Here is a 20,163-nt window from a genome sequence, read left to right on the forward strand (position 1 = left end):
CCGATCCAATCGATCCCGGAAAAAACCACATGACCCTTCGCACCTTGCGCGCCGATGCCTCTCACCTCGATGCGGTGGCCGCGCTGTTCGACGCCTACCGCGGCTTCTACGGCCAGCCGTCCGATCTGGCGCAGTCGCGGACGTTCATCGCCGAGCGCCTGGCCGCCGGCGAATCGGCGATCTTCATCGCGCAGGACGCCGACGGCCAGGCGCTGGGCTTTGTGCAGCTGTACCCGTCGTTCTCATCCATCGACGCCCATCGCACCTGGCTGCTCAGCGACCTGTTCACCACTCCGGCCGCCCGTGGCCGTGGGGCAGGAAGGCTGCTGATGAACACGGCGCGGGACTTTGCCGTGCAGAGCGGGGCCAAGGGCCTGGTGCTGGAAACCGCCACCGACAACTTCACCGCCCAAGGCCTGTACGAGTCGCTGGGCTGGGTGCGCGACACCGGGTACTTCACCTACACCCTCGATCTGCGCAAGGGCTGAGCCGGTCACTCGGCCAGCAGCCGCTCGATCTGCGCCAGCTCCCAGGTGCTCAGCAGGCTGACCGGGTCGGTGCCGAAGCGTTGCGAGGTGTCGAGCCGCCAGGCCCGGCCACCGGGGCTGCGGCATTCGAGGCAATGCAGCAGGCGCGGCCCGTCGAGGTCGAGCGCCAACCGCCAGCCGTCGATATCGACCGTGACCCGCGCCGATCCGCACGGCTCAGCGGTGCGCCGCAACGGACACACGCCCAGCGCGGCATCGCGCAGGCGCTGGCAGACTTCCCGGGCGTTCAACGGGGTGGGCATGACGGGCTCTCGGTCGACGGAACAGGCGCGCCAGCTTAGAGCGCCCGACGGCGGTTGTCAGCGTCCGCTGGTTTGCCTGCGGGCACTTGCGTAACATCCACAGCCCTGTTTTTCCGTCGACCCCGTATCAGGTAAGCCATGAAACCGAAACGTCTGCGCGCCGATGTCCTGGCCGGACTCACCACCTCGTTCGCCCTGTTGCCCGAATGCATCGCGTTTGCGCTGGTGGCCCACCTCAATCCGCTGATGGGCCTGTACGGCGCGTTCATCATCTGCACGCTGACCGCGCTGTTCGGCGGCCGGCCGGGCATGGTGTCCGGGGCGGCCGGCTCGATGGCGGTGGTGATCGTCGCGCTGGTGGTGCAGCACGGCGTGCAGTACCTGCTGGCCACCGTGCTGCTCGGCGGTCTGGTGATGATGGCGTTCGGGTTGCTGCGCCTGGGCAAGCTGGTGCGGATGGTGCCGCACCCGGTGATGCTCGGCTTCGTCAACGGCCTGGCGATCATCATCGCGTTGGCGCAGTTGGAGCATTTCAAGGACGGCGAACACTGGCTCAGCGGCGCGCCGCTGTACCTGATGGCTGGGCTTGTGGGGCTGACGATGGCCATCGTCTACCTCCTGCCGCGCCTGACCCGCTCGGTGCCGCCGGCACTGGTGGCGATCCTCGGCGTGGGCGCACTGGTGTACCTGCTGGACCTGCCGACCCGTACCCTCGGCGACATGGCGCACATCGCCGGCGGCCTGCCGGCCCTGGCGCTGCCGGACATCCCGTGGAACCTGGAGACCCTGCGCATCATCGCGCCGTACGCGGTGCTGATGGCGCTGGTCGGCCTGCTGGAAACCCTGCTGACCCTGAACCTCACCGACGAAATCACCGAGACCCGTGGCTACCCGGATCGCGAATGCGTGGCGCTGGGGGCGGCGAACATGGTGTCGGGTGCGTTCGGCGGCATGGGCGGCTGCGCCATGATCGGCCAGACCGTGATCAACCTCAGTTCCGGCGGGCGCGGGCGGGTATCCGGCGTGGTGGCCGGGGTGGCGATCCTGCTGTTCATCCTGTTCCTGTCACCGATGATCGAGCGCATTCCGCTGGCGGCGCTGGTGGGGGTGATGTTCGTGGTGTCGCAGCAGACGTTTGCCTGGGCCTCCTTGCGGGTGGTGAACAAGGTGCCGCTCAACGATGTGCTGGTGATCATGGCGGTGACGGTCATCACCGTGTTCACGGACCTGGCCACCGCGGTGATGTGCGGCATCGTCATCGCCGCGCTCAACTTCGCCTGGCAGCAGGCCCGCGAACTGTACGCCGATGCGCATCTGGAGGCCGACGGCAGCAAGCTCTACCGGCTGCACGGCACGCTGTTCTTTGCCTCGACCACGCCGTTCCTCAACCAGTTCGACCCGGCCGGCGATCCGGCGCGGGTGACCCTGGATTGCCGCCACCTGAGCTTTGTCGACTACTCGGCCATCGCCGCGCTGAAGACCCTGCGCGAGCGGTACGCCAAGGCCGGCAAGCAGTTGCAGGTGTTCCACCTGTCCGAGCGCTGCAAGAAACTGCTCAAGCGCGCCGGGGTGGAGCACGCTTGAGCAGGTGGGAGAGGGTGTCACTGCCGGCATCTTGGGTCGCTTGCAGGCCGCTATCGCCAGCAGGCTGGCTCCCACAGGATCGATGTTGGCCTGTCATTTCTGAGGATGCCGCTGAACCCTGTGGGAGCTGCGGTGCGACGACTCGACTTGCCAGCGATGGGGCCGGCACAGGCAATATCTTGGGTGGCTGATAGACCGCTATCGCTGGCAAGCCAGCTCCCACAGGGCTTTGTGGTGTGCCTGGATCCTGCTAACACCCGGGATACCTGTGGGATTGCCTGCAAGCGATGGGGCCGGCACAGCCAACATCTTTAGCTGACAGACCGCTATCGCCAGCAAGCTGGCTCCCACAGGATCGATGGTGGCCGGTCATTTGTGCGGACACCGCTGAACCCTGTGGGAGCCGGCAGGTTTCAGATGGCGGGGAAGTCGATGTCGGTCAGCGCCACGTTGTTGAGGTAGTTGGTCAGGGTCTGCACGGCGACGAGTGCGACCGTTTCGATGATCTGCTTGTCGTCGATGCCGGCGGCGCGGGCGGCGGCGATCTGTTCGTCGCTCAACTGGCCGCGGGTCTCGGTCAGTTGGCGGGCGAGGGCGGCGAAGGCGTTCAGCCGGCCGTGGCGCGCCTGGGCGATGTCCTCGGCCGACAGCCCGGCCTTGCTGGCGAACAGCGTATGGGCGCTCAGGCAGTAGTCGCAGCCGTTGACCTGCGAGGTGGCCAGGTACACCGCTTCTTTCTCCTTGGCGCTGAGCGAGGTCTTGCCCAGGATGGCGGAGGCTTGCAGGTAGGTGTCCAGTGCCACGGGCGCCTTGGCCAGGGTCGTGAACACATTGGGCAGGAAGCCGATTTTCTTCTGCACGCCTTCCAGCACGGTGCGGGTGGCGTCGGCGGCGGTGTCGAGGCTGATCGGGGTGATGCGGCTCATGATGAATCTCCGAATGTCCGGTGCGGAGTGCACCGGGGATGGAGCTCATGTTAGGGAGCGCGGCTGGTGCTTTGGGTGCAAATCGTCGAGGATATGCGGCAGATCGTCCAAACCCATCGCCGAGGATGCCGTCATGGATCGCCTCTCCACCTTGCTCACCCACTTCGGCGTCAATGCCGGCACGTTCCACAGCGGCGCGTTCTGCGGCGTCAGCGCCTACGGCGGCGAACAGGCGTGCGGCCATGTGCACCTGCTGCAGGCCGGCGAGGTGCTGCTCAAGCCCGGCAACGACCCTGAGCTGACGCTCAACGAACCAACCCTGATTTTCTTCCCCCGGCCCTTGGCCCACCGACTGTTCGCCGACGAATCGATGGGCACGCAACTGGTGTGCGCCTCGCTGACGTTCGACGGCGGTTCAGGCAACGCGCTGGCGTCGGCCTTGCCTGACTACTTGGTGCTGAAGCTCACCGACATCCCGGAGCTGGGCAGCACGCTGGCGTGGCTGTTCAAGGAGGCCTTCGACGGGCATTGCGGGCGCGAAGCGGTGATGGACCGGTTGTTCGAGCTGCTGGTGATCCTGCTGCTGCGCCACCTCATCAGCCGGCGCGACCAGCAGCCGGGCATGATGGCCGGGCTGGCCGATCCGAGGCTGTCGCGGGCGTTGGGGCTGATGCACGACGAGCCCGCCCGGGCCTGGAGCGTGGCCGAGCTGGCGGCGGCCGCCAACCAGTCCCGCGCCGGGTTCGCCGAGCACTTTCGCCGGGTGGTCGGGCAGACGCCGCTGGACTATCTCTTGAGCTGGCGGATCAGCCTGGCGCAGAAGCGTCTGCGCGAGGGCCGGCCGATTGCGCTGATCGCCGAAGAGGTCGGCTACGAGAGCCCGTCGGCGCTGGCCCGGGCGTTCCGGCGCAAGACCGGGCTAAGCCCGAGGCAATGGAAGGCCGACGCCCGCTGAGGGCTAGCGGGCGAACTTCTTCGCCCCGGCCACGCACAGGATCACCCCCAGCGTCACGGCCAGCATGCCCAGGCTGACCTGTTCATGCACCAGCGTCGCGGCCAGCGCCAGGCCGAAGAACGGCTGCAGCAGCTGCAGTTGCCCGACGGCGGCGATCCCGCCCTGGGCCAGCCCGCGATACCAGAACACAAAACCGATCAACATGCTGAACAACGACACGTAGGCCAGGCACGTCCAGGCCGTGACGCTGATGCCGGAGAACGAGGCAGGCATCCGCCACAGGCTCAAGCCCGCCATCGCCGGCAGCGCCAGCACCAGCGCCCAACAGATCACTTGCCAACCGCCGAGGGTGCGCGACAGTTTCGCGCCTTCGGCGTAACCCAACCCGCAGGCCAGGATGGCCGCCAGCATCAGCAGGTCGCCGGTGGGCGAGGCGCTCAATCCCTGTGCCAGCGCGAAACCGACCACCAGCGCACTGCCCAGCAACGAGAAGATCCAGAACACCGGGCGCGGCCGCTCGCCGCCGCGCAGCACGCCGAACACCGCCGTGGCCAGCGGCAGCAAGCCGACAAACACGATCGAATGGGCCGACGTCACGTATTGCAGGGCGAGCGCCGTGAGCAGCGGAAACCCGAGCACCACGCCCAGCGCCACGATCACCAGTGGCCACCACTGGTCGCGCGCCGGGCGCCGCTCGCGGAACAGCCACAGCAGGCACAGCCCGAGCAGGCCGGCGAGCGTGGCGCGGGCCACGGTGAGGAACACCGGGTCGAATTCCAGCACCGCCAGCCGGGTGGCCGGCAGTGAGCCGCTGAAGATCACCACGCCAATGAATCCGTTGATCCAGCCGCTGGTCTTCTCCAGGGCGGGGTGGGGCAGGTTCGACGTTCGTTCCATACAGGGTCGCACTCAAGGTTGGGGGTTGCCTGGGGCGAATCCTATGGCTGAGAATCAAGACAATCAAAGAATTGTCATGGATACGCCCGCATGCCCCGTTCCCGCTACAAGTCCCTGGTCGACCTCTACGCGGCTGACATCCGCGCGGGGCGTCTGGCGCCCGGCACCCGCCTGCCCACCCACCGACAACTGGCCGCCCGCGAAGGGCTGGCGCTGGTCACCGCCTCGCGGGTGTACGCCGAACTCGAGGCCATGGGGCTGGTGAGCGGCGAGACCGGGCGCGGCACGTTCGTGCGCGAAACCTCGCTGTCGCCGGGGCAAGGCATCGACCAGAAAGACGTCGCCGTCGGCATGATCGATCTCAATTTCAACTATCCGTCGCTGCCCGGTCAGGACGACCTGTTGCGCACCGCGTTGCGGCAACTGGCATTGTCCGGCGACCTGGAGGCGCTGCTGCGCTATCAGCCCCACGCCGGACGCCAGCACGAACGGGCCTCGGTCGCCCGTCACCTGCGCAGCCGCGGATTGGCGGTCGAGGCCGGCCAGGTGCTGATCGTCAACGGCGCGCAGCAGGGGCTGGCGGTGACGTTGATGGCATTGCTCAAGCCCGGCGATGTCATCGCCGCCGATGCCTTGACCTATTCCGGCTTCAAGGTGCTGGCTGAGGCGCTGCACCTGGAGGTGGTGGCGATCCCGGTCACCGCCCAGGGGCCGGACCTGGCGGCGTTGGATGCCCTCTGCCGCAGCCGTCCGGTGCGCGCCGTGTACTGCATGCCGACTTTGCACAATCCGTTGGGTTGGGTGCTGCCTCAGGGGCCGCGCGAGCAATTGGCGGCGATTGCCCGCCGGCATGACCTGACCCTCATCGAAGACGCGGCCTACGCCTTTCTGGCCGACAGCCCGCCACCCCCGCTGGCGGTGCTGGCGCCGGAGCGCACGGTGTACGTCTCAGGCCTGTCCAAGAACATCGCCACCGGCCTGCGCGTCGGCTACATCGTCGCACCGCCGGCGACGGTGCCGGCGCTGGAGCGCATCATCCGCGCCACCACCTGGAACACCCCCGGTGTGATGACCGCCATCGCCTGCGGCTGGCTGGATGACGGCACGGTCGAGCGGCTGGAGGAGGAAAAGCGCCAAGACGCCCGGGCCCGTCAGGCGCTGGCGGTGAAGGTGCTCGAAGGGCTGCCGGTGGTGGGCCATCCTTCGTCGTATTTTCTCTGGCTGCCGCTGCCGGAAGACGCCCGGGCCGATCAGGTGGTGGCCGAGCTGATGCGCGGGCAGGTGTCGGTCACCACGGCGGAACCGTTCACCGTGTCGGCCCATGTGCCGCACGCGATCCGGCTGGCCCTGGGGTCGGTGGGCATGGACGTTTTGCGCCAGGCCTTGATCAAGGTCAGGCGGGTGGTGGGCGCTTATCTGTAATGTCCTCGGCGGCTTGAAGCTTACGCAATCTGCTACCCTTTGCGCCGCCCGCCTGGCCTGTCTGGAACCCCGATGAAAAACGCTGCCCTGCTGACCCTCGCCCTGATCCTCAACACAGCCCTTTTGAGCCTTCCGGCCCGCGCCGCCGGCGACGCTGAGGCCGGCGGCAAGCTCTTCCCGCGCCTGTGCGGTGGTTGTCATCAGGTGGGCGAATCCGCCCGTCCCGGGTTCGGCCCGCAGCTCAACGGCATCATCGGCCGGGCGGCGGGGACGTCGGCTAACTATGTGTATTCCGAGGCCATGAAAGGCTCGGGCATCACCTGGGACCGCGAGACGCTGACGGCGTACCTCAAGGACCCGAAAGGCGTGGTGCCGGGCACGCGGATGATCTTCTGGGGGCTCAGCGACGAAGAGAAGATCGACAACCTGCTGGCGTATCTCCAGACCTTTCAGGCCGAATGACTCATGCGTCCGGGCCGTTGCCGATCCATCCCGTTTGCGCCTGCCCGGCGAACCATTGCTTTACCGCGGCGCAGTCGGGATGCGCGGCCGCTGAAGGCTGCAGGCACAAGGTGTAGGTGCCGCCTGTCTTGAGCGGTTGGCCGAACGGCACCGTCAGCACGCCCCGTTCGATGGACTCGGCCGCCAGGGTCATGTCCGTCACCGCGACCCCCAGGCCCCGCGCCGCCGCATCCAGCGCCAATTCATCCAGGTTGAACGGTATGTGCCGGTAGTCCTCCAGCGGCCTGCCGCCGTTCATCGCCAGCCATTCGATCCACGCTTGCCGGTCCGCCGAGCGGTGCAGCAGGGCAAAGTCCGGCAGTGCTTCGACCGACCGTGGGGCGTGCGGCAGATCCGGTGCGCAAACGGGCACCAGCGCCTCCTCGAACAACGTCAGGCAATCGGCGTCGCTGGACGCCGTCGGCAGGTAAAGGATGTAGGCGTCACTGTCGCTGGCCGGTTCGACGACTTCGGTGGCGACGGTCTCGATCGCCAGCGACACCAGGGGATGGCGCAGGTAGAAGTCGCTGAGCCGGGGCAGCAGCCAGCGCACCGCCAGCGACACGTGCATGCGGATCCTGAACGGGCGCCGCTGCGGGGCCAGGCGCTCTGCAAGGCTGCTGAGTTGGTCGAGGATGCTGTGGGCGCTGGCCAGCACCTGCTCGCCTTCGGGGGTCAGGAGCAGGCTGCGGCTGGTGCGCAGGAACAGGGCGACGTTGAAATGGCTTTCCAGTTGCTGGATCTGCCGGCTGACGGCGCTTTGGGTCAGGCACAGCCGCTGCGCGGCGCGGGTGAAGCTGCCGTAGGCGGCGACTTCCACCAAGGCCTGCATGGCTTGCAGCGACGGAACATGGCGGATCTTATCCATGCGTTTTCGGTATGCCTCGATGATTTTATAGCGTTGGTTCGGCCAGCGAAGACCTTATAGATTCTAGTCGTCAGGCTGAGCTTGCTTCGGATGGCATGCGACTCACGCATGGCTGGCCGCAAGAGGCAAGGCGCGCAACGACCGTCGAACGAGGTGAGGCATGGAAAACGTATGTGGCTGGATTGCGCAAGCGGGGGATACGCCGCAGCGCAGCCGCCTGGAGGGGGCGCAAAAGGCCGACTGGCTGGTGATCGGCGCCGGCATCACCGGCCTCAGCGCGGCGCTGACGCTCGCCGAACTGCACCCTCAGGCGCGCATCGCGGTGGTGGACCGCCAGCGGGCGGCCCAAGGAGCTTCGGCGCGCAATTCGGGTTTCGTCGTGGCCCATGAACACCCGGCCGGCGACGAACTGATCGGTGCGCAGGGCTTCGCCGGGTTCGAGACCGACACGATGATTGCCCGGGCGGCCAACGAAGAAGTCCGTCAGCGCATTGCCCGGCATGCCATCGAATGCGACTGGCGCGACAGCGGCTATTTTTTTGCGGTCAGCGACCCGGCCAAGCTCAGCCAGGTGGACGCCAAGCTGGCCACGCTGCGGGCGCTGGGTGCCCGTGCGGAGCTGCTGCAAGGGCAAGCGCTGCAACAACGGCTCGGCACGCCGCACTACCGGGCGGCGATCTGGTGCGGCAACGGCAACGCCTTGCTGCAGCCGGCCAAGTATGTGAAGGGTTTGCTCGATGCGGTGCCGGACAACGTCACGGTGTTCGAGAGCAGCGACATCACGGGCCTTGAGCGACTCGGCCACGGCCGTCTGCGCGCCAACGGGCCCGGGGGCAGCGTGGAAGCCGCTCGGGTGCTGGTGTGCCTCAACGCCTTCGTGCCCCGGGTGGGCATCGACGACAGCGCCACGTTCCCGATGGAACTGAGCGCCAGTCTCACCCGGCCGCTCACCGACCAGGAGTATCGGGCCATCGGTGCGGTCGAGCCCTGGGGCGTGCTTTCGACCCGCCCCCTGGGCGCCACGGTGCGGCTGACGCCGGACCGGCGGGTAATGATCCGCAACACCGCCGAATACCGCACGCGGGATCTGTCGGGCCGCGAGCTCGCCGAGCGCCGGCGCCACCATGTCCGTGGGCTGCAGCGGCGTTTCCCGTTTCTCGGCGAGCAGGACATCCGTTACACCTGGACCGGTCACCTGAGTGCGACCCGCAGCGGGCAGGCGTATTTCGAGCGGGTGCAGGAGGGCGTGTTCGCCGTGGCCGGTTGCAACGGCTCGGGGGTGGCGCGGGGCACCCTGTGGGGACGGTTGCTGGCGGAGTTGGCGTCGGGCGTCGATTCGCCGCTGCTGCGCACGGTGATGCAGCGGGCGCAACCCGGCTGGCTGCCGCCGCGTCCGTTCTTCGACATCGGCGCAAGGCTGCGCATGCGCATGGAGGCGGTCAGGGCCCGGACAGAAATCTGAAGTTGCGCACCTCAAACAAAAACAACCGCTCCACGACACAGGTGATCCACCATGCGCGTCCATGCACTTTCCCTGGCGATCCTGCTGGCGGCCGGCTCGTCCGCCGCCCTCGCCGATGAAACCGTCAACATCTCCAACTGGAACGGCTACATCGCCGACGACACGTTGCCCGACTTCACCCGGCTCACCGGCATCAAGGCGACCTACGACATCCACGACAGCAACGAGGTGCTGGAGTCCAAGCTGATGACCGGCAACACCGGGTACGACGTGGTCAGCCCGTCGAACCATTTCCTGTCGCGCCTGATCAAGGCCGGCGCGATCCAGAAACTCGACAAGTCGCAGCTGCCGAACTGGAAGAACCTCGACCCGGTGCTGATGAAAAAGCTTGAGGTCAACGACCCCGGCAACCAGTACGGCTATCCGTACATGTGGGGCACGGCGGGCATCGGCTACAACGTCGAGAAGATCAAGGCGATCTTCGGCAGCACCGACGTGACCCGTTCATGGAAGCTGTTCTTCGACGAGGACAACATCCGGAAGCTGAGCCAATGCGGCGTGGCGATCATCGACAACCCGACCCAGGTCTTGCCGGTCACCCTCAACTACCTGGGCCTGCCGCCCCACAGCCACGAACCGGCGGACTACAAGCAGGCCGAGCGGCTGTTGCTGAAGATCCGCCCGTATGTGCAGTACTTCCATGCCTCCAAGTACATCAGCGACCTGGCCAACGGCAACGTCTGCGCGGTGATCGGCTTCAACGGCGATGTGGTCCAGGCCGCCGCCAGCGCCCGGGATGCGAAAAACGGCATCGACATCGCGTACTCGATTCCCGAAGAGGGCTCGACCCTGTGGTTCGACATGGTGGTCATGCCCAAGAACGCCCCGCACGCCCGCAACGGCTACACGTACATGAACTACCTGCTGGAGCCCAAAGTGATCGCCAACATCAGCAACAGCATCCACTACGCCAACCCCAACGCCGCCGCAGACGCTCTGGTGACGTCGGCGGTGAGGCAAGACCTGGCGATCTACCCGCCCAGGGAGGTGATGGACAAGCTGTTCACCGTGGAAGAGTTGCCGGCGGCGATCGCCCGGTTGACGACGCGGCTGTGGACCCGGCTGAAAACCAACACCTGAGTGTCCAGGCCTTCATCCTTGCCGGTTCATCTCGCTGAAGGACGCCTGGCACACCACCCGGTTCCGGCCTTCGGCCTTGGCCTGATACAGCTGGCGGTCGGCCCGGGTGACCAGCGCGGCGGGGGCGTTGTCGGCCGGGTCCGCCAGGCCGACGCCGATGCTCACGGTGATCTGGCCGACCACCGGAAAGTGCGCCTCGGCGACGGCGGCGCGGATTTTCTCGGCGACGATGTCCGGGGTGTCCGGCTTGGCGATCTCCGGCAGCAGCACGGCGAATTCCTCGCCGCCGTAGCGGGCCACGAAGTCGGTGGCGCGGGTGTTGGCCTGGATGAGCTGCGCCAGTTGCCGCAGCACGTCGTCGCCCACTGCGTGGCCGTGGGTGTCGTTGGTGCGCTTGAAGTGGTCGGCGTCGATCAGCAGCAAGGCGAACGGGCGGCCGGTGCGGCGGAACAGCAAGCTGTATTCGGTGAGTTTCTCGTCGAAGCGGCGACGGTTGTGAACGCCGGTCAAGGCATCGTGGGTCGCCAGCGTCAGCAGCTCGGCGTTGGCCTGGACGAGGGCGGCGGTGCGCAGGGCGACCGTGGCTTCCAGCGAGGCGTTGGCCTGTTGCAGTTCGCGTTCCTTGCCGAGCAGGGAGCGGGTCATGGCGTCGATGGACTGGCCGAGCTGGGCGATCTCCTGCACCGGGTGCTGCAGTGCGAAGCGCACGCCGGATTCGTGGTTCTGCACCTGCCGGGCCGAGCGCGCCAGGTGTTCGATCGGACGGCTCAGGTACAGCGCCAGGTAGTGGCCGACCAGCGCGAACCCGACGGCGGCGATGCCGCCCAGCAACAGCAGTTTGTAGAACAGCGAACGCGCCGGCTGCAGGGCGGTGTCCAGCGGCTGGCGCACGGCGATCGACCAGGACAGCGCCGTGCTGGCGGGGGTCGGCACCGTGACCTGGGCGGTCAGGTAACCGTTGGCGGCGATCCAGCCGGGCGAGGCGGGGTCGGTGGGCGCCAGTTGCTGGCCGACCAGCGCTTCGGGGTACAGCACTTTGCCGTCGTGGTCGATGATCAGCGCTTCGATGTCCGGCGCGGCGTCCTTGTGCGAAACCGCCGAATCGACGATCCGCGTCACCCAGCTCCAGTGGGCGTGGGCGCCGAGCACGCCGATCACCCGGCCTTCGGCATTGTGGATCGGCGCGGCGAAGTCGATGAAGCGCAGCGGCTCGCCGTTCGGCAGGCCCGGCAGCAGTTTGGCCAGCAGCACGGCCTCGTGCGGGTCGCCGGTGTACTCACCGCGCAGGCCGGCCTGGAACCACGGCCGCTGCTGCACCGACTGGCCCACCAGCAGCCCGTTGACGGCCTGGTGCACCCGGCCTTCGGCGTCGGCCACGCCCATCCACGCGTATTCGGCGCGGGCTTCGCTGCGCAGTTTCATCGAGGTCAGGATGGCCGGATTGTCCAGGTCGCCGCGCTCCAGGTGCGGCGCCCGGCTGAGCAAGTAGACCTCCAGTTGCCGTTCGCGCAACTGCTGGCCCAGCAGCGCCGCCGCCGAGTGCGCGTTGCTCAGCAAGGCGTTGCCGCTGGCCTGCTTCATTTGTTCGGTGGCGATGTGGCCGATGTAGAAACCGACGCTCAGCAGCGTCAGGAGAGAAAGACCGGCAAACCAGAGAGTCAGGTGGCTTCGCAGACTGGCTTTGAGCATGGGCGGTGTCTGTTCTTATTGGAGTGGCGCCATGGTAGGCGCATTCGCGCTCGGGCTGCCAGTGAGTGCGGGACGAGAAAACCGCCAAGTTTGATATCAATGAGCTATCGCGTCCGGTAAAGTGTGCGCCGCCCGAGAGATGGATCCCGGGCGTTCACCTTATGGAGTCACGCAGTGAAGTACCTCAGCAAAGTCGTCGCCGCCGCACTGTTCGGTGCGGTTCTGGCAGGTTGCACCGGCACCCCGATGAACACCCAGCATTACGACAGCAGCCAATACACCGTGATTGGCCACAGCGAAGCCAGCGCCACCGGCATGCTGCTGTTCGGCTGCATCCCGATCCGTCAGAACAGCCGTTTCGTCCGCGCCCAGAGCGCCGCGATCCAGGCCCGCGGCGGCGATGCCATGATCAACACCCAAGTCCAGGAAAACTGGTTCTGGGCCTGGGTCCTCACCGGCTACACCACCAAGGTGTCCGGCGACGTGATCAAGCTGAAAACCGCGCAGTAAGCGACGGCGAAGGCAAAAAAAAACCGGCTGATCAGGCCGGTTTTTTTATGGGTGATGCAGTTGTAGGGATTAGGCGACGCGGCGCTCCAGCAGACGATCCGAGCCACCTTCGGCGACGCGGCGCTCCAGCAGACGATCCGAGCCACCTTCGGCGACGCGGCGCTCCAGCAGACGCTCCGAACCACCTTCGGCGACGCGGCGTTCCAGCAGACGCTCCGAACCACCTTCAGCCACTCGACGTTCCAGCAGACGCTCCGAACCACCTTCAGCCACTCGACGCTCCATCAGACGGTCCGAACCGCCTTCGGCCAAACGGCTTTCGATCAGTTTGTCCGAGCCGCCTTCGGCGATCATCGTGTGGGCGGAAGGGGCTGCAAAAGCGTTCAGCGCAAGTACCGAGAAAGCGATGCCGAGGATGGTTTGGCGTTTCATGATCGTGTGCTCCAGGGTGTTGTCGGTGGGTATGGAGCCGATGTTACGCCCGGGATTTTTTAAGAGAACTTCATTGCGCTGATGGTGACTATCGATGCCGCCGATGAGGGCCGCAATCTAGGTCAGCCATCCGGATCAAGGCCTCGCGGGGCGAACGCACAACTCGCCCGTGGCGCGGATCAGGGCCAGTTCATGCAGGGCGTCCTGAGCCAGCCCCTTACGCGCCCCGGCCAGCCACGCCGTGCAGTCCGGATCCTGGCGATAGGGCGCGAAGGCGGCCCATTGCTGCAGCAGCCGGGTCTGCAGTTCATCGAGGCGAGGCCTGATCTGCTTGCCCAGATCCGGGCGCGGCGTGTCCGGCGCGGCGCCGGCCGCCTGCCACTGTGACAGGAGGCCGTACTGCACCAGTTTGTTGGCTTCCATCTGGGCGGCGATCAATTGCGCGACGTCTTCCGGGTCGAGCTTTTGCTCGGCGGCCAGGGTCCGGGCGTTGGCGATCACCTGGGCTTCCCGGGCACTGTCCTGGATCGGCTTGCCGCTGTCCCATTTGGTCAGCGCCACCAGGTCGCCGATGTTCAGGCGTTCGTTGAGGGTCGCCAGCAAGGGTTTCAAGGACTCGGGAGATGGAGCAGCCTGGGCGGTGAGGGTGATCGTCGCAAGCAATGCGCACGTCATCAAACGCAGGGAGTGGGGCACGTCGGCAACCTCTATGAAGGGGCGTGTTGTTTACCACAACGGCGCGGCGGAACCCACCGATGGGTCACACCGGAGCATTTGCGGCAGAGGCCCGAAATGTTCATTGCGCCTTTGCGGCAACTCGCTGAAGCTATCGGTCATCAGCCCCGACCGCCGAGACGGATCTCTACCCCATGCAAAACCCTGCCGCCCAACGCCCCCTCTGGCAAACCTACTTTCTGTTCCTGGCGCCGATGGTGCTGTCGAACTTCCTGCAATCGATGTCCGGCACGGTCAACAGTATCTACATCGGCCAGATGCTCGGCACCCAGGCGTTGGCGGCGGTGTCGGGAATGTTCCCGATCATCTTTTTCTTCATTGCGCTGGTCATCGGCCTGGGTGCCGGGGCGGGCGTGCTGATCGGCCAGGCCTGGGGCGCGCGGGAGGCGCACATGGTCAAGGCGATCTCCGGCGCAACGTTGCTGTTGGGGGTGCTGATCGGTCTGGCGGCAGCGGTGCTGGGCAGCGTGTTTGCGCGGCCGGCGTTGCAGGGCCTGGGCACGCCGGCGGATGTGCTGGACGACGCGGTGGCCTATGCCCACGTGATGATGTGGATCTTGCCGTCGATGCTGGTGTTCGTGCTGTTCACCCAGTTGCTGCGCGGGGTGAGCGACACGCTGTCGCCGCTGCTGGCGCTGATGGTCTCGACCGGCGTCGGCCTGGCGCTGACGCCGGCCTTGATCCGCGGCTGGCTGGGGTTGCCGCAGATGGGCATCCAGAGCGCGGCGTACGCAGGGCTGGCGGGCAACCTGGCGGCGATGGGCTGGCTGGCGTGGCGGCTGATCCGCAAGGGGCACCCGCTGGCGCCGGACCGGGAGTTCTTCGCGGCGCTGCGCCTGGACGGGGCGATCCTGGGCAAGGTGTTGCGCATCGGCCTGCCGACCGGGGTGCAGATGATCGTGCTGTCGCTGTCGGAGCTGGTGATCCTGGCGCTGGTGAACCAGCACGGTTCCCAGGCGACGGCGGCCTATGGCGCGGTCACGCAGATCGTCAACTACGTGCAGTTCCCGGCGCTGTCGATCGCCATCACCGCGTCGATCCTCGGCGCCCAGGCCATCGGCGCCGGCCGGCTCGAACGGCTGGGACCGATCCTGCGCACGGGGCTCTGGATCAACGTGGGCCTGACCGGCGGCCTGATCGTGCTGGGCTACCTGGCGTCGCATTGGCTGTTGGGGCTGTTCCTGACCGAGGACGCGACCCGGGCTATGGCCGAGCACCTGCTGCACATCATGCTGTGGAGCCTGCTGGTGTTCGGCTTCCAGGCGATCATCGGCGGGATCATGCGCGCCAGCGGCACGGTGCTGGTGCCGGTGGGGGTGGCGATCTTGTGTGTGGTCGGCGTGCAATTGCCGGCCGCCTACTGGCTGGACGGGCACTACGGCCTCCAGGGCGTGTGGATGGCGTTTCCGCTGGCTTACCTGGGGATGCTGGTGCTGCAGACGCTGTATTACAGAATGGTCTGGCAGCATCAGAAGATCGAACGGCTGGTGTAATCCCCTGAGGCGAGGGAGCAAGCTTCCTCGCCTCAGGGATGGCCGCTTGCCGGTCAGGCGTTGCCGGCCCATAGCGCAGGACGGCGACCCTGCCACGGCAGGGCCTGTTCCAGTTGCGCCGCCAGGCGCAGCAGCACGTCATCGGCGCCGAAGCGAGCGGCCAGTTGCAGGCCGATCGGCAGGCCGTTGCGGGAGATGCCCAACGGCAACGAAACCGCCGGGGTTCCTGCCACATTGAACACCGGCGTGAACGGCGAATGCTCGAACACCCGTGCCGTCCATTGCCGGCCGTCCAGCCGCTCGGCGTCGTGGTTGTAGGCGCCGAGGGCTTGCGGCAATTGCGGCAGGGTCGGGGTCAGCAGCACATCGATCGTCCCGAACCACGCGGCGACCTGCCGGGCAATGCTGTTGCGCAGCTCCAGCGCCGCCGCGAAGTCCGTGCCCCGCGATCGCTGGCCGAAGGCGTAGCAGGCGAGGGTGGCCGGCTCCAGGGTGCTGCGGTCGATGGGGCGGCTGGCGGCACCGGCGAGGTGGTCGATCCAGCGCACCAGGCTCGCGCACCAGATGTGCGCGTTGGCGTTGACGAAGGCGTCCCACGAGACGCCGAGCGGCGCTTGCACGGTCTCGACCCGGTGGCCGAGCGCTTCGAGTTCGCGGGCGGTGCCGGACAGCGCCTCCTTGATCTCTGGGTCGACGGCGGCGCCGTTCCACGGCGTGTCGAGCACGCCGATGCGCAAACGGCCCGGGTCGCGGCCGACCTGGGCCAGAAAGCCCTCGGCCGGCGCGGCGGTGTGGTACGGGTCGCCCGGCGCACAGCCCTGCACCACGTCCATCAACGCCGCGCTGTCACGCACCGAACGCGACAGGCCCAACTGCACGCCGAGGCCGGCGAATACTTCGTCCATCACCGGGCCGTGGGAACTGCGGCCCCGGGTCGGTTTGAGCCCCACCAGGCCGTTGAACGCCGCCGGCACCCGGATCGAGCCCGCCGCATCGGTGGCGTGGGCGATGGGCACGATGCCGGCGGCGACGGCCGCCCCGGCGCCGCCGCTGGATCCGCCGGCGGAGCGTTGCGCATCCCACGGGTTGCGCGTCGGGCCTTGCAGGGTGGAATCGGTTTCGGTGCTGAACGCCATTTCCGGCGTGGTGGTGCGGCCCAGCGTGAGCAGGCCGGCGGCGTTGAAGCGTTGCATCAGGTGGGAGTCGTTCGGTGCCACGAGCCCTTGGGCGAGGCGGCTGCCCAATTCATTGCGGCGGCCGGCGGCGGTGATGGCCAGATCCTTGATCAGGAACGGCACGCCGGCCAACGGGCCGCTGCCGGGCGTCACGGTGGGCGCCCAGTGTTCGATCACCGCATTGAGCGACGGGTTGACCCGTTGCACGGCTTCGCTGGCCAATGCGGCCAACGTCTGGGGGGTGACGTCGCCGGCGGCGACCAACCGCGCCAGGCCGATGCCGTCGTGGGCGGCGTATTCTTCGAGTTTCATCAGGGGCACTCCAGTAAGGGGAGGCTTGATCCTAAGTCGCGCCAGCGGCGGTGATTAGCCCATAATCCCGGCATGCAATGTGCCGCAAACGGCACAGTCCGCCGTCGGGAAGGTGTACGGATGAAACGCGATTTGAATGACACGCTGGTGTTCGTGCAGGTGGTGCGCCTGGGCAGCTTCACGGCGGCGGCCCATGCCTTGCAGATTCCCAAGACCACGGTCAGCCGGCGGGTGCGGGAACTGGAGCAGGCCATCGGCGCACAGCTGCTGCGCCGCACCACGCGCCAGCTGAGCCTGACCGAGGCCGGCGCCGTGTACTACGAGCGATGCCAGTCCGTCGCCGACACCCTGGAGCAGGCCGAATACGCCGTGCAGCAATTGCGCGAAGGGCCCCGCGGCTGGCTGCGGGTGACGGTGCCGTTCTCGTTCGGCGTCAGTTGGTTCGCGCCGATGCTGGCCGGGTTTCGCCAGCGCTATCCGCAGGTGCGCCTGGAGATCCTGGCGTCCCATGTGCCGCTGGATCTGGTGGGCGAGAAGATCGACCTGGCGCTGCGCCTCGGCGCGCTGCCGGATTCGAGCCTGATCGCCCGGCGGCTGGCGAGCTTTCCCACGGGCCTGTTCGCCGCGCCGGCGTACCTTGAGCGCGAGGGGCATCCCGCAGGTCCCGAAGAACTGATGCGGCACCGGACGCTGACCTTGCACCAGGCCCGGCGCGATGTCGGTTATGTCTGGCCGTTGCGCCGGGCCGGCGGGCGGCTCAAGGATTACCGCGTCGACCCGCAGATCCTGGCCAACGACCCTGCGCTGCTGCGCGACGCCTTGCTGGCCGGCGAGGGGCTGACGCTGGCGATGGAGCAGAGCCTGGACGAGGATGTACGGGCCGGGCGGCTGGTGCGGGTGCTGCCCGAGTGGATCGGCCCGCCCCAAGACCTGAACGCAGTGACCGCCCGCGAGCATGTGCCGTCGCCGAAGGTCACCGCGCTGATCGCTTACTTGAAGGCGCACATGGCCGGCGAGGTGGCATGAGCGGCGGATGTTTGCTTAAGTCAATCGAGGTGCCCGAGAGCGGAGAGTCCCATGTCGATCCGATGGCTGTTGGCGGCAATGTCGTGTCTGGGCGCAGTGTCCGCCGCGTCGGCGGCCGAGTACGAGCGGGTCAATACGGCAGCCAGCCAGATCAGTTTCACCTACAGCCAGATGGGCTCGCGGATGTACGGTACGTTCGGCCGGTTCGACGCCACCCTGGCGTTCGACACCGACCGCCTCGCCGACGCCCGCACCACGCTGCGCATCGACCTCACCAGCATTGACGCCGGCAGCGAGGACGCCAACACCGAACTGGTGAAGCCGGCCTGGTTCGATACTGTGAAATACCCGGTGGCGGTGTTTGAGTCGACCCGCTTCGATCCGGCCGGCGCCGACCGCTACCGGGTCACCGGCCGGCTCACCCTCAAAGGCATTTCCCGCGAGGTGCAGGTGCCGGTGCACCTGAAGCCGGGCGACGGCATCGGCATCTTCGACGGTGCGCTGACGCTCAAGCGCGACGACTTCGGCCTCGGTGCGGGGGAATGGGCGGACACCGTGGTGTCGAAGGACATCGACATCAAGTTCAAGGTGGTGGCGCCGCAGCAGTGACGGGCCTCAGTAGGCCCGCCAATGCCCCGGCACCCAGCGCCATTGGTTGCCGCCCCAGCGGTAATGGCCCTGTACCCAGTGATAGCCCGGCGCAGGCATGACCGGCACCACTTCCACCGGCGGGGGTGGCCGGTGCGGCCGGGCCGGGGCGACGACGCAGCCGGACAGGGTGATCGCCGCCAGCGCGGCGGCGATCAGGGTTTTGAGGGATCGCGACATGACGGTGTTCCTGAAGAGGGGCGTTTGCGGTCGGTTCACGGTCAGCGCACCCAATGGCCTTCGACCCAGTACCAGTTAGGTCCGCGCGCCTGCCAGTGCCCCGGTTTCCAGCGGGCACCATGGCGCACCACCGGCTGCCAGTGGCCGGGCACCCAGGCGTAGCCGCGTCCTTCCCAGCGCCAGTGGCCTTGGTCCCAGGCGTAGCCGGGGCGAGCGCCGGGCATCGGTTCCACGCGCATCGGCGGCGGCGCTTCCCGGATGATGACTTCGGGCTGGGCGAACGCCGGCGTGCCGGCCAACGCCGCGACCGTCAACGGCACCAGCAGCAGGGCTTTGCGCCAACGGGACAACGAACGGACAACGTTCATGACAACTCCTCAAGGCCTGCCTCGGAAAGTGAGCGCAGTTGAAGAATTGGACGCCGAATCGGCGAAAGATCCGCTGCCGGGCAGATGAAATTTTTGTCAGCCATGCACCGCCAGATCCGACGGACACCGCAATCCCCCGCACAAGGTATGATGTCGCCGCTTGCCGGGCATCAGTCGCCCGGCGACTGTGCCTTACGCCGGAGTCCGCCCGCCATGCCCCGCATCACCCACTTCAAGTCACCGTGCCCCGAAGGCATCAACAGCCAGATTCTGCAGATGGTCGTCGATTACCTGACCGACATCAGCGCCATCGGCCTGGGCCCCAGCAACCTGCTGTACAACGTCTACCAGTACGCGGTCGGCTACGAGGTGCACCTGTACCTGGAGGCGTTGAACGGGGAGAAGGGCACGGAGGTGGAACTGTTGGTCGCCACCGACGAGGACGATCCGGAGCAGGTCGCCGGGTTCTTGCTGTACCTGCCGGTGCAGGGCGATTGGGAGGCGTGCAACGTCGCCTACCTAGCCGTGCGTGAAGGGCATCGGCGCCAGGGCCTTGCGCGGGCGATGGTCGGCGAGATGCTGGCCCGTTACCCCCATGCCGAACTGACGTGCACCGTGGGCAAGGTGCCGTACTTCGAAGCCATGGGCTTTCAGGTGATCGGCCAACGGGCGACGCAGGTGCTGATGAGCACCCGCCATCACCGCAGCAGCGGACTGAGCGGCTACATCGACACGACGCCGATCTACCGCTCGCTGGAAGTGCAGCAGATCCACACCTACCTTTTGCAGAAGCACGGCAAGCGGGCGATGCTCGATGCGGAAAAGCAGCGCGACCGGCATCTGGACCAGGTGACGCGGCGCACGGAAGCGTTTGTCCGCCAGCGCCTGACCCTGCACTGATTCCCCGCGCGGCGGCACCGGTTTACGCAGACAAAAAAAGAGCCTCAAGACTCTTTGATGGGGAGGAAGTAGAGCCCGTGAGGCTCAAGATGCGCATGAAGCGAAGCGCGGGCTTGATAGGGGTTCAATGCACCCGCGCCTACGCAGCGG

The 20,163-nt window shown here is 67.1% G+C and carries 22 protein-coding genes; 12 read left to right on the forward strand and 10 right to left on the reverse strand.

The window, feature by feature from the left end:
• Positions 1-29: 29 nt before the first annotated feature.
• Positions 30-488, forward strand: coding sequence for a GNAT family N-acetyltransferase (locus CAG31_RS08610; RefSeq protein WP_085579875.1), 459 nt, complete (start codon positions 30-32; stop codon positions 486-488).
• Between the two features lie 5 nt (positions 489-493).
• Here CAG31_RS08610 and CAG31_RS08615 read toward each other — a convergent pair whose 3' ends face one another.
• Positions 494-790, reverse strand: coding sequence for a hypothetical protein (locus tag CAG31_RS08615; protein WP_085579877.1), 297 nt, complete (start codon positions 788-790; stop codon positions 494-496).
• Positions 791-928: 138 nt separating this feature from the next.
• Here CAG31_RS08615 and CAG31_RS08620 point away from each other — a divergent pair, with 138 nt between their 5' ends.
• On the forward strand, positions 929-2,374 hold the full coding sequence (locus CAG31_RS08620) for a SulP family inorganic anion transporter (RefSeq protein WP_085579879.1): 1,446 nt from the start codon (positions 929-931) through the stop codon (positions 2,372-2,374).
• A gap of 413 nt (positions 2,375-2,787) precedes the next feature.
• On the opposite strand, the gene CAG31_RS08625 is transcribed toward CAG31_RS08620, so the two are convergent.
• Complete coding sequence (locus CAG31_RS08625; RefSeq protein WP_085579881.1) at positions 2,788-3,300, reverse strand: carboxymuconolactone decarboxylase family protein; 513 nt, start codon at positions 3,298-3,300, stop codon at positions 2,788-2,790.
• 133 nt (positions 3,301-3,433) lie between these two features.
• Here CAG31_RS08625 and CAG31_RS08630 point away from each other — a divergent pair, with 133 nt between their 5' ends.
• Complete coding sequence (locus CAG31_RS08630; protein WP_085579883.1) at positions 3,434-4,255, forward strand: AraC family transcriptional regulator; 822 nt, start codon at positions 3,434-3,436, stop codon at positions 4,253-4,255.
• 3 nt (positions 4,256-4,258) lie between these two features.
• Here CAG31_RS08630 and CAG31_RS08635 read toward each other — a convergent pair whose 3' ends face one another.
• A complete protein-coding gene (locus CAG31_RS08635; RefSeq protein WP_085579885.1) occupies positions 4,259-5,152 on the reverse strand; it encodes a DMT family transporter in 894 nt (297 codons plus the stop codon).
• A gap of 90 nt (positions 5,153-5,242) precedes the next feature.
• On the opposite strand from CAG31_RS08635, the gene CAG31_RS08640 reads away from it, so the two are divergent.
• Positions 5,243-6,574 (forward strand): PLP-dependent aminotransferase family protein, encoded by a 1,332-nt coding sequence (locus CAG31_RS08640; protein ID WP_085579887.1) that lies wholly within the window; start codon positions 5,243-5,245, stop codon positions 6,572-6,574.
• Positions 6,575-6,646: 72 nt separating this feature from the next.
• Positions 6,647-7,036: a cytochrome c family protein gene (locus tag CAG31_RS08645; RefSeq protein ID WP_085579889.1), complete on the forward strand. Its 390-nt coding sequence runs from the start codon at positions 6,647-6,649 to the stop codon at positions 7,034-7,036.
• Position 7,037: 1 nt separating this feature from the next.
• Here CAG31_RS08645 and CAG31_RS08650 read toward each other — a convergent pair whose 3' ends face one another.
• Positions 7,038-7,943, reverse strand: a complete 906-nt coding sequence (locus CAG31_RS08650; protein ID WP_085579891.1) for a LysR substrate-binding domain-containing protein — start codon at positions 7,941-7,943, stop codon at positions 7,038-7,040.
• Between the two features lie 160 nt (positions 7,944-8,103).
• Here CAG31_RS08650 and CAG31_RS08655 point away from each other — a divergent pair, with 160 nt between their 5' ends.
• Together CAG31_RS08655 and CAG31_RS08660 are read left to right on the forward strand one after the other, a co-directional pair.
• The gene (locus tag CAG31_RS08655) at positions 8,104-9,405 is read left to right on the forward strand and encodes an FAD-binding oxidoreductase (RefSeq protein ID WP_085579893.1); all 1,302 of its coding nucleotides are present in this window, start codon (positions 8,104-8,106) and stop codon (positions 9,403-9,405) included.
• Positions 9,406-9,456: 51 nt separating this feature from the next.
• On the forward strand, positions 9,457-10,545 hold the full coding sequence (locus CAG31_RS08660; RefSeq protein WP_085579895.1) for a polyamine ABC transporter substrate-binding protein: 1,089 nt from the start codon (positions 9,457-9,459) through the stop codon (positions 10,543-10,545).
• Positions 10,546-10,557: 12 nt separating this feature from the next.
• Here the strand turns inward: CAG31_RS08660 and CAG31_RS08665 are convergent, their stop codons facing one another.
• Complete coding sequence (locus CAG31_RS08665) at positions 10,558-12,234, reverse strand: diguanylate cyclase (RefSeq protein ID WP_085579897.1); 1,677 nt, start codon at positions 12,232-12,234, stop codon at positions 10,558-10,560.
• Between the two features lie 174 nt (positions 12,235-12,408).
• Between CAG31_RS08665 and CAG31_RS08670 the strand changes: the two genes are divergently transcribed.
• Positions 12,409-12,744 carry a hypothetical protein gene (locus tag CAG31_RS08670; RefSeq protein ID WP_085579899.1) on the forward strand — a complete coding sequence of 112 codons (336 nt, stop codon included), beginning with the start codon at positions 12,409-12,411 and terminating at the stop codon, positions 12,742-12,744.
• Positions 12,745-12,813: 69 nt separating this feature from the next.
• Here CAG31_RS08670 and CAG31_RS08675 read toward each other — a convergent pair whose 3' ends face one another.
• On the reverse strand, positions 12,814-13,176 hold the full coding sequence (locus tag CAG31_RS08675; RefSeq protein WP_085579901.1) for a hypothetical protein: 363 nt from the start codon (positions 13,174-13,176) through the stop codon (positions 12,814-12,816).
• Positions 13,177-13,311: 135 nt separating this feature from the next.
• Positions 13,312-13,872: a chorismate mutase gene (locus CAG31_RS08680; protein ID WP_085579903.1), complete on the reverse strand. Its 561-nt coding sequence runs from the start codon at positions 13,870-13,872 to the stop codon at positions 13,312-13,314.
• A 173-nt stretch (positions 13,873-14,045) separates the two neighbouring features.
• On the opposite strand from CAG31_RS08680, the gene CAG31_RS08685 reads away from it, so the two are divergent.
• The gene (locus tag CAG31_RS08685; RefSeq protein ID WP_085579905.1) at positions 14,046-15,404 is read left to right on the forward strand and encodes an MATE family efflux transporter; all 1,359 of its coding nucleotides are present in this window, start codon (positions 14,046-14,048) and stop codon (positions 15,402-15,404) included.
• Positions 15,405-15,457: 53 nt separating this feature from the next.
• On the opposite strand, the gene CAG31_RS08690 is transcribed toward CAG31_RS08685, so the two are convergent.
• Positions 15,458-16,891 carry an amidase gene (locus CAG31_RS08690; RefSeq protein ID WP_085579907.1) on the reverse strand — a complete coding sequence of 478 codons (1,434 nt, stop codon included), beginning with the start codon at positions 16,889-16,891 and terminating at the stop codon, positions 15,458-15,460.
• Positions 16,892-17,011: 120 nt separating this feature from the next.
• Between CAG31_RS08690 and CAG31_RS08695 the strand changes: the two genes are divergently transcribed.
• Positions 17,012-17,917 (forward strand): LysR family transcriptional regulator, encoded by a 906-nt coding sequence (locus CAG31_RS08695; RefSeq protein ID WP_085579909.1) that lies wholly within the window; start codon positions 17,012-17,014, stop codon positions 17,915-17,917.
• A gap of 51 nt (positions 17,918-17,968) precedes the next feature.
• Positions 17,969-18,526 carry a YceI family protein gene (locus CAG31_RS08700; protein WP_085579911.1) on the forward strand — a complete coding sequence of 186 codons (558 nt, stop codon included), beginning with the start codon at positions 17,969-17,971 and terminating at the stop codon, positions 18,524-18,526.
• A gap of 6 nt (positions 18,527-18,532) precedes the next feature.
• On the opposite strand, the gene CAG31_RS08705 is transcribed toward CAG31_RS08700, so the two are convergent.
• Together CAG31_RS08705 and CAG31_RS08710 are read right to left on the reverse strand one after the other, a co-directional pair.
• Entirely contained in the window at positions 18,533-18,745 is a 213-nt protein-coding gene (locus CAG31_RS08705) for a YXWGXW repeat-containing protein (RefSeq protein ID WP_085579913.1), read from the reverse strand.
• A gap of 41 nt (positions 18,746-18,786) precedes the next feature.
• A complete protein-coding gene (locus tag CAG31_RS08710) occupies positions 18,787-19,113 on the reverse strand; it encodes a YXWGXW repeat-containing protein (RefSeq protein WP_085579915.1) in 327 nt (108 codons plus the stop codon).
• Between the two features lie 213 nt (positions 19,114-19,326).
• On the opposite strand from CAG31_RS08710, the gene CAG31_RS08715 reads away from it, so the two are divergent.
• A complete protein-coding gene (locus tag CAG31_RS08715) occupies positions 19,327-20,013 on the forward strand; it encodes a GNAT family N-acetyltransferase (protein WP_085579917.1) in 687 nt (228 codons plus the stop codon).
• Positions 20,014-20,163: the final 150 nt, after the last annotated feature.

Origin of the sequence: Pseudomonas sp. R25(2017) (assembly GCF_002112565.1) — a bacterium.
GTDB classification, from domain to species: Bacteria; Pseudomonadota; Gammaproteobacteria; order Pseudomonadales; family Pseudomonadaceae; genus Aquipseudomonas; species Aquipseudomonas ekonensis.

Bases quoted from the DNA above. Each gene is read 5' to 3' on its own strand.
- CAG31_RS08610 (WP_085579875.1), top strand. From the start codon at position 30: ATGACCCTTCGCACCTTGCGCGCCGATGCCTCTCACCTCGATGCGGTG.
- CAG31_RS08615 (WP_085579877.1), bottom strand. From the start codon at position 790: ATGCCCACCCCGTTGAACGCCCGGGAAGTCTGCCAGCGCCTGCGCGAT.
- CAG31_RS08620 (WP_085579879.1), top strand. From the start codon at position 929: ATGAAACCGAAACGTCTGCGCGCCGATGTCCTGGCCGGACTCACCACC.
- CAG31_RS08625 (WP_085579881.1), bottom strand. From the start codon at position 3,300: ATGAGCCGCATCACCCCGATCAGCCTCGACACCGCCGCCGACGCCACC.
- CAG31_RS08630 (WP_085579883.1), top strand. From the start codon at position 3,434: ATGGATCGCCTCTCCACCTTGCTCACCCACTTCGGCGTCAATGCCGGC.
- CAG31_RS08635 (WP_085579885.1), bottom strand. From the start codon at position 5,152: ATGGAACGAACGTCGAACCTGCCCCACCCCGCCCTGGAGAAGACCAGC.
- CAG31_RS08640 (WP_085579887.1), top strand. From the start codon at position 5,243: ATGCCCCGTTCCCGCTACAAGTCCCTGGTCGACCTCTACGCGGCTGAC.
- CAG31_RS08645 (WP_085579889.1), top strand. From the start codon at position 6,647: ATGAAAAACGCTGCCCTGCTGACCCTCGCCCTGATCCTCAACACAGCC.
- CAG31_RS08650 (WP_085579891.1), bottom strand. From the start codon at position 7,943: ATGGATAAGATCCGCCATGTTCCGTCGCTGCAAGCCATGCAGGCCTTG.
- CAG31_RS08655 (WP_085579893.1), top strand. From the start codon at position 8,104: ATGGAAAACGTATGTGGCTGGATTGCGCAAGCGGGGGATACGCCGCAG.
- CAG31_RS08660 (WP_085579895.1), top strand. From the start codon at position 9,457: ATGCGCGTCCATGCACTTTCCCTGGCGATCCTGCTGGCGGCCGGCTCG.
- CAG31_RS08665 (WP_085579897.1), bottom strand. From the start codon at position 12,234: ATGCTCAAAGCCAGTCTGCGAAGCCACCTGACTCTCTGGTTTGCCGGT.
- CAG31_RS08675 (WP_085579901.1), bottom strand. From the start codon at position 13,176: ATGAAACGCCAAACCATCCTCGGCATCGCTTTCTCGGTACTTGCGCTG.
- CAG31_RS08685 (WP_085579905.1), top strand. From the start codon at position 14,046: ATGCAAAACCCTGCCGCCCAACGCCCCCTCTGGCAAACCTACTTTCTG.
- CAG31_RS08690 (WP_085579907.1), bottom strand. From the start codon at position 16,891: ATGAAACTCGAAGAATACGCCGCCCACGACGGCATCGGCCTGGCGCGG.
- CAG31_RS08695 (WP_085579909.1), top strand. From the start codon at position 17,012: ATGAAACGCGATTTGAATGACACGCTGGTGTTCGTGCAGGTGGTGCGC.
- CAG31_RS08700 (WP_085579911.1), top strand. From the start codon at position 17,969: ATGTCGATCCGATGGCTGTTGGCGGCAATGTCGTGTCTGGGCGCAGTG.
- CAG31_RS08705 (WP_085579913.1), bottom strand. From the start codon at position 18,745: ATGTCGCGATCCCTCAAAACCCTGATCGCCGCCGCGCTGGCGGCGATC.
- CAG31_RS08710 (WP_085579915.1), bottom strand. From the start codon at position 19,113: ATGAACGTTGTCCGTTCGTTGTCCCGTTGGCGCAAAGCCCTGCTGCTG.
- CAG31_RS08715 (WP_085579917.1), top strand. From the start codon at position 19,327: ATGCCCCGCATCACCCACTTCAAGTCACCGTGCCCCGAAGGCATCAAC.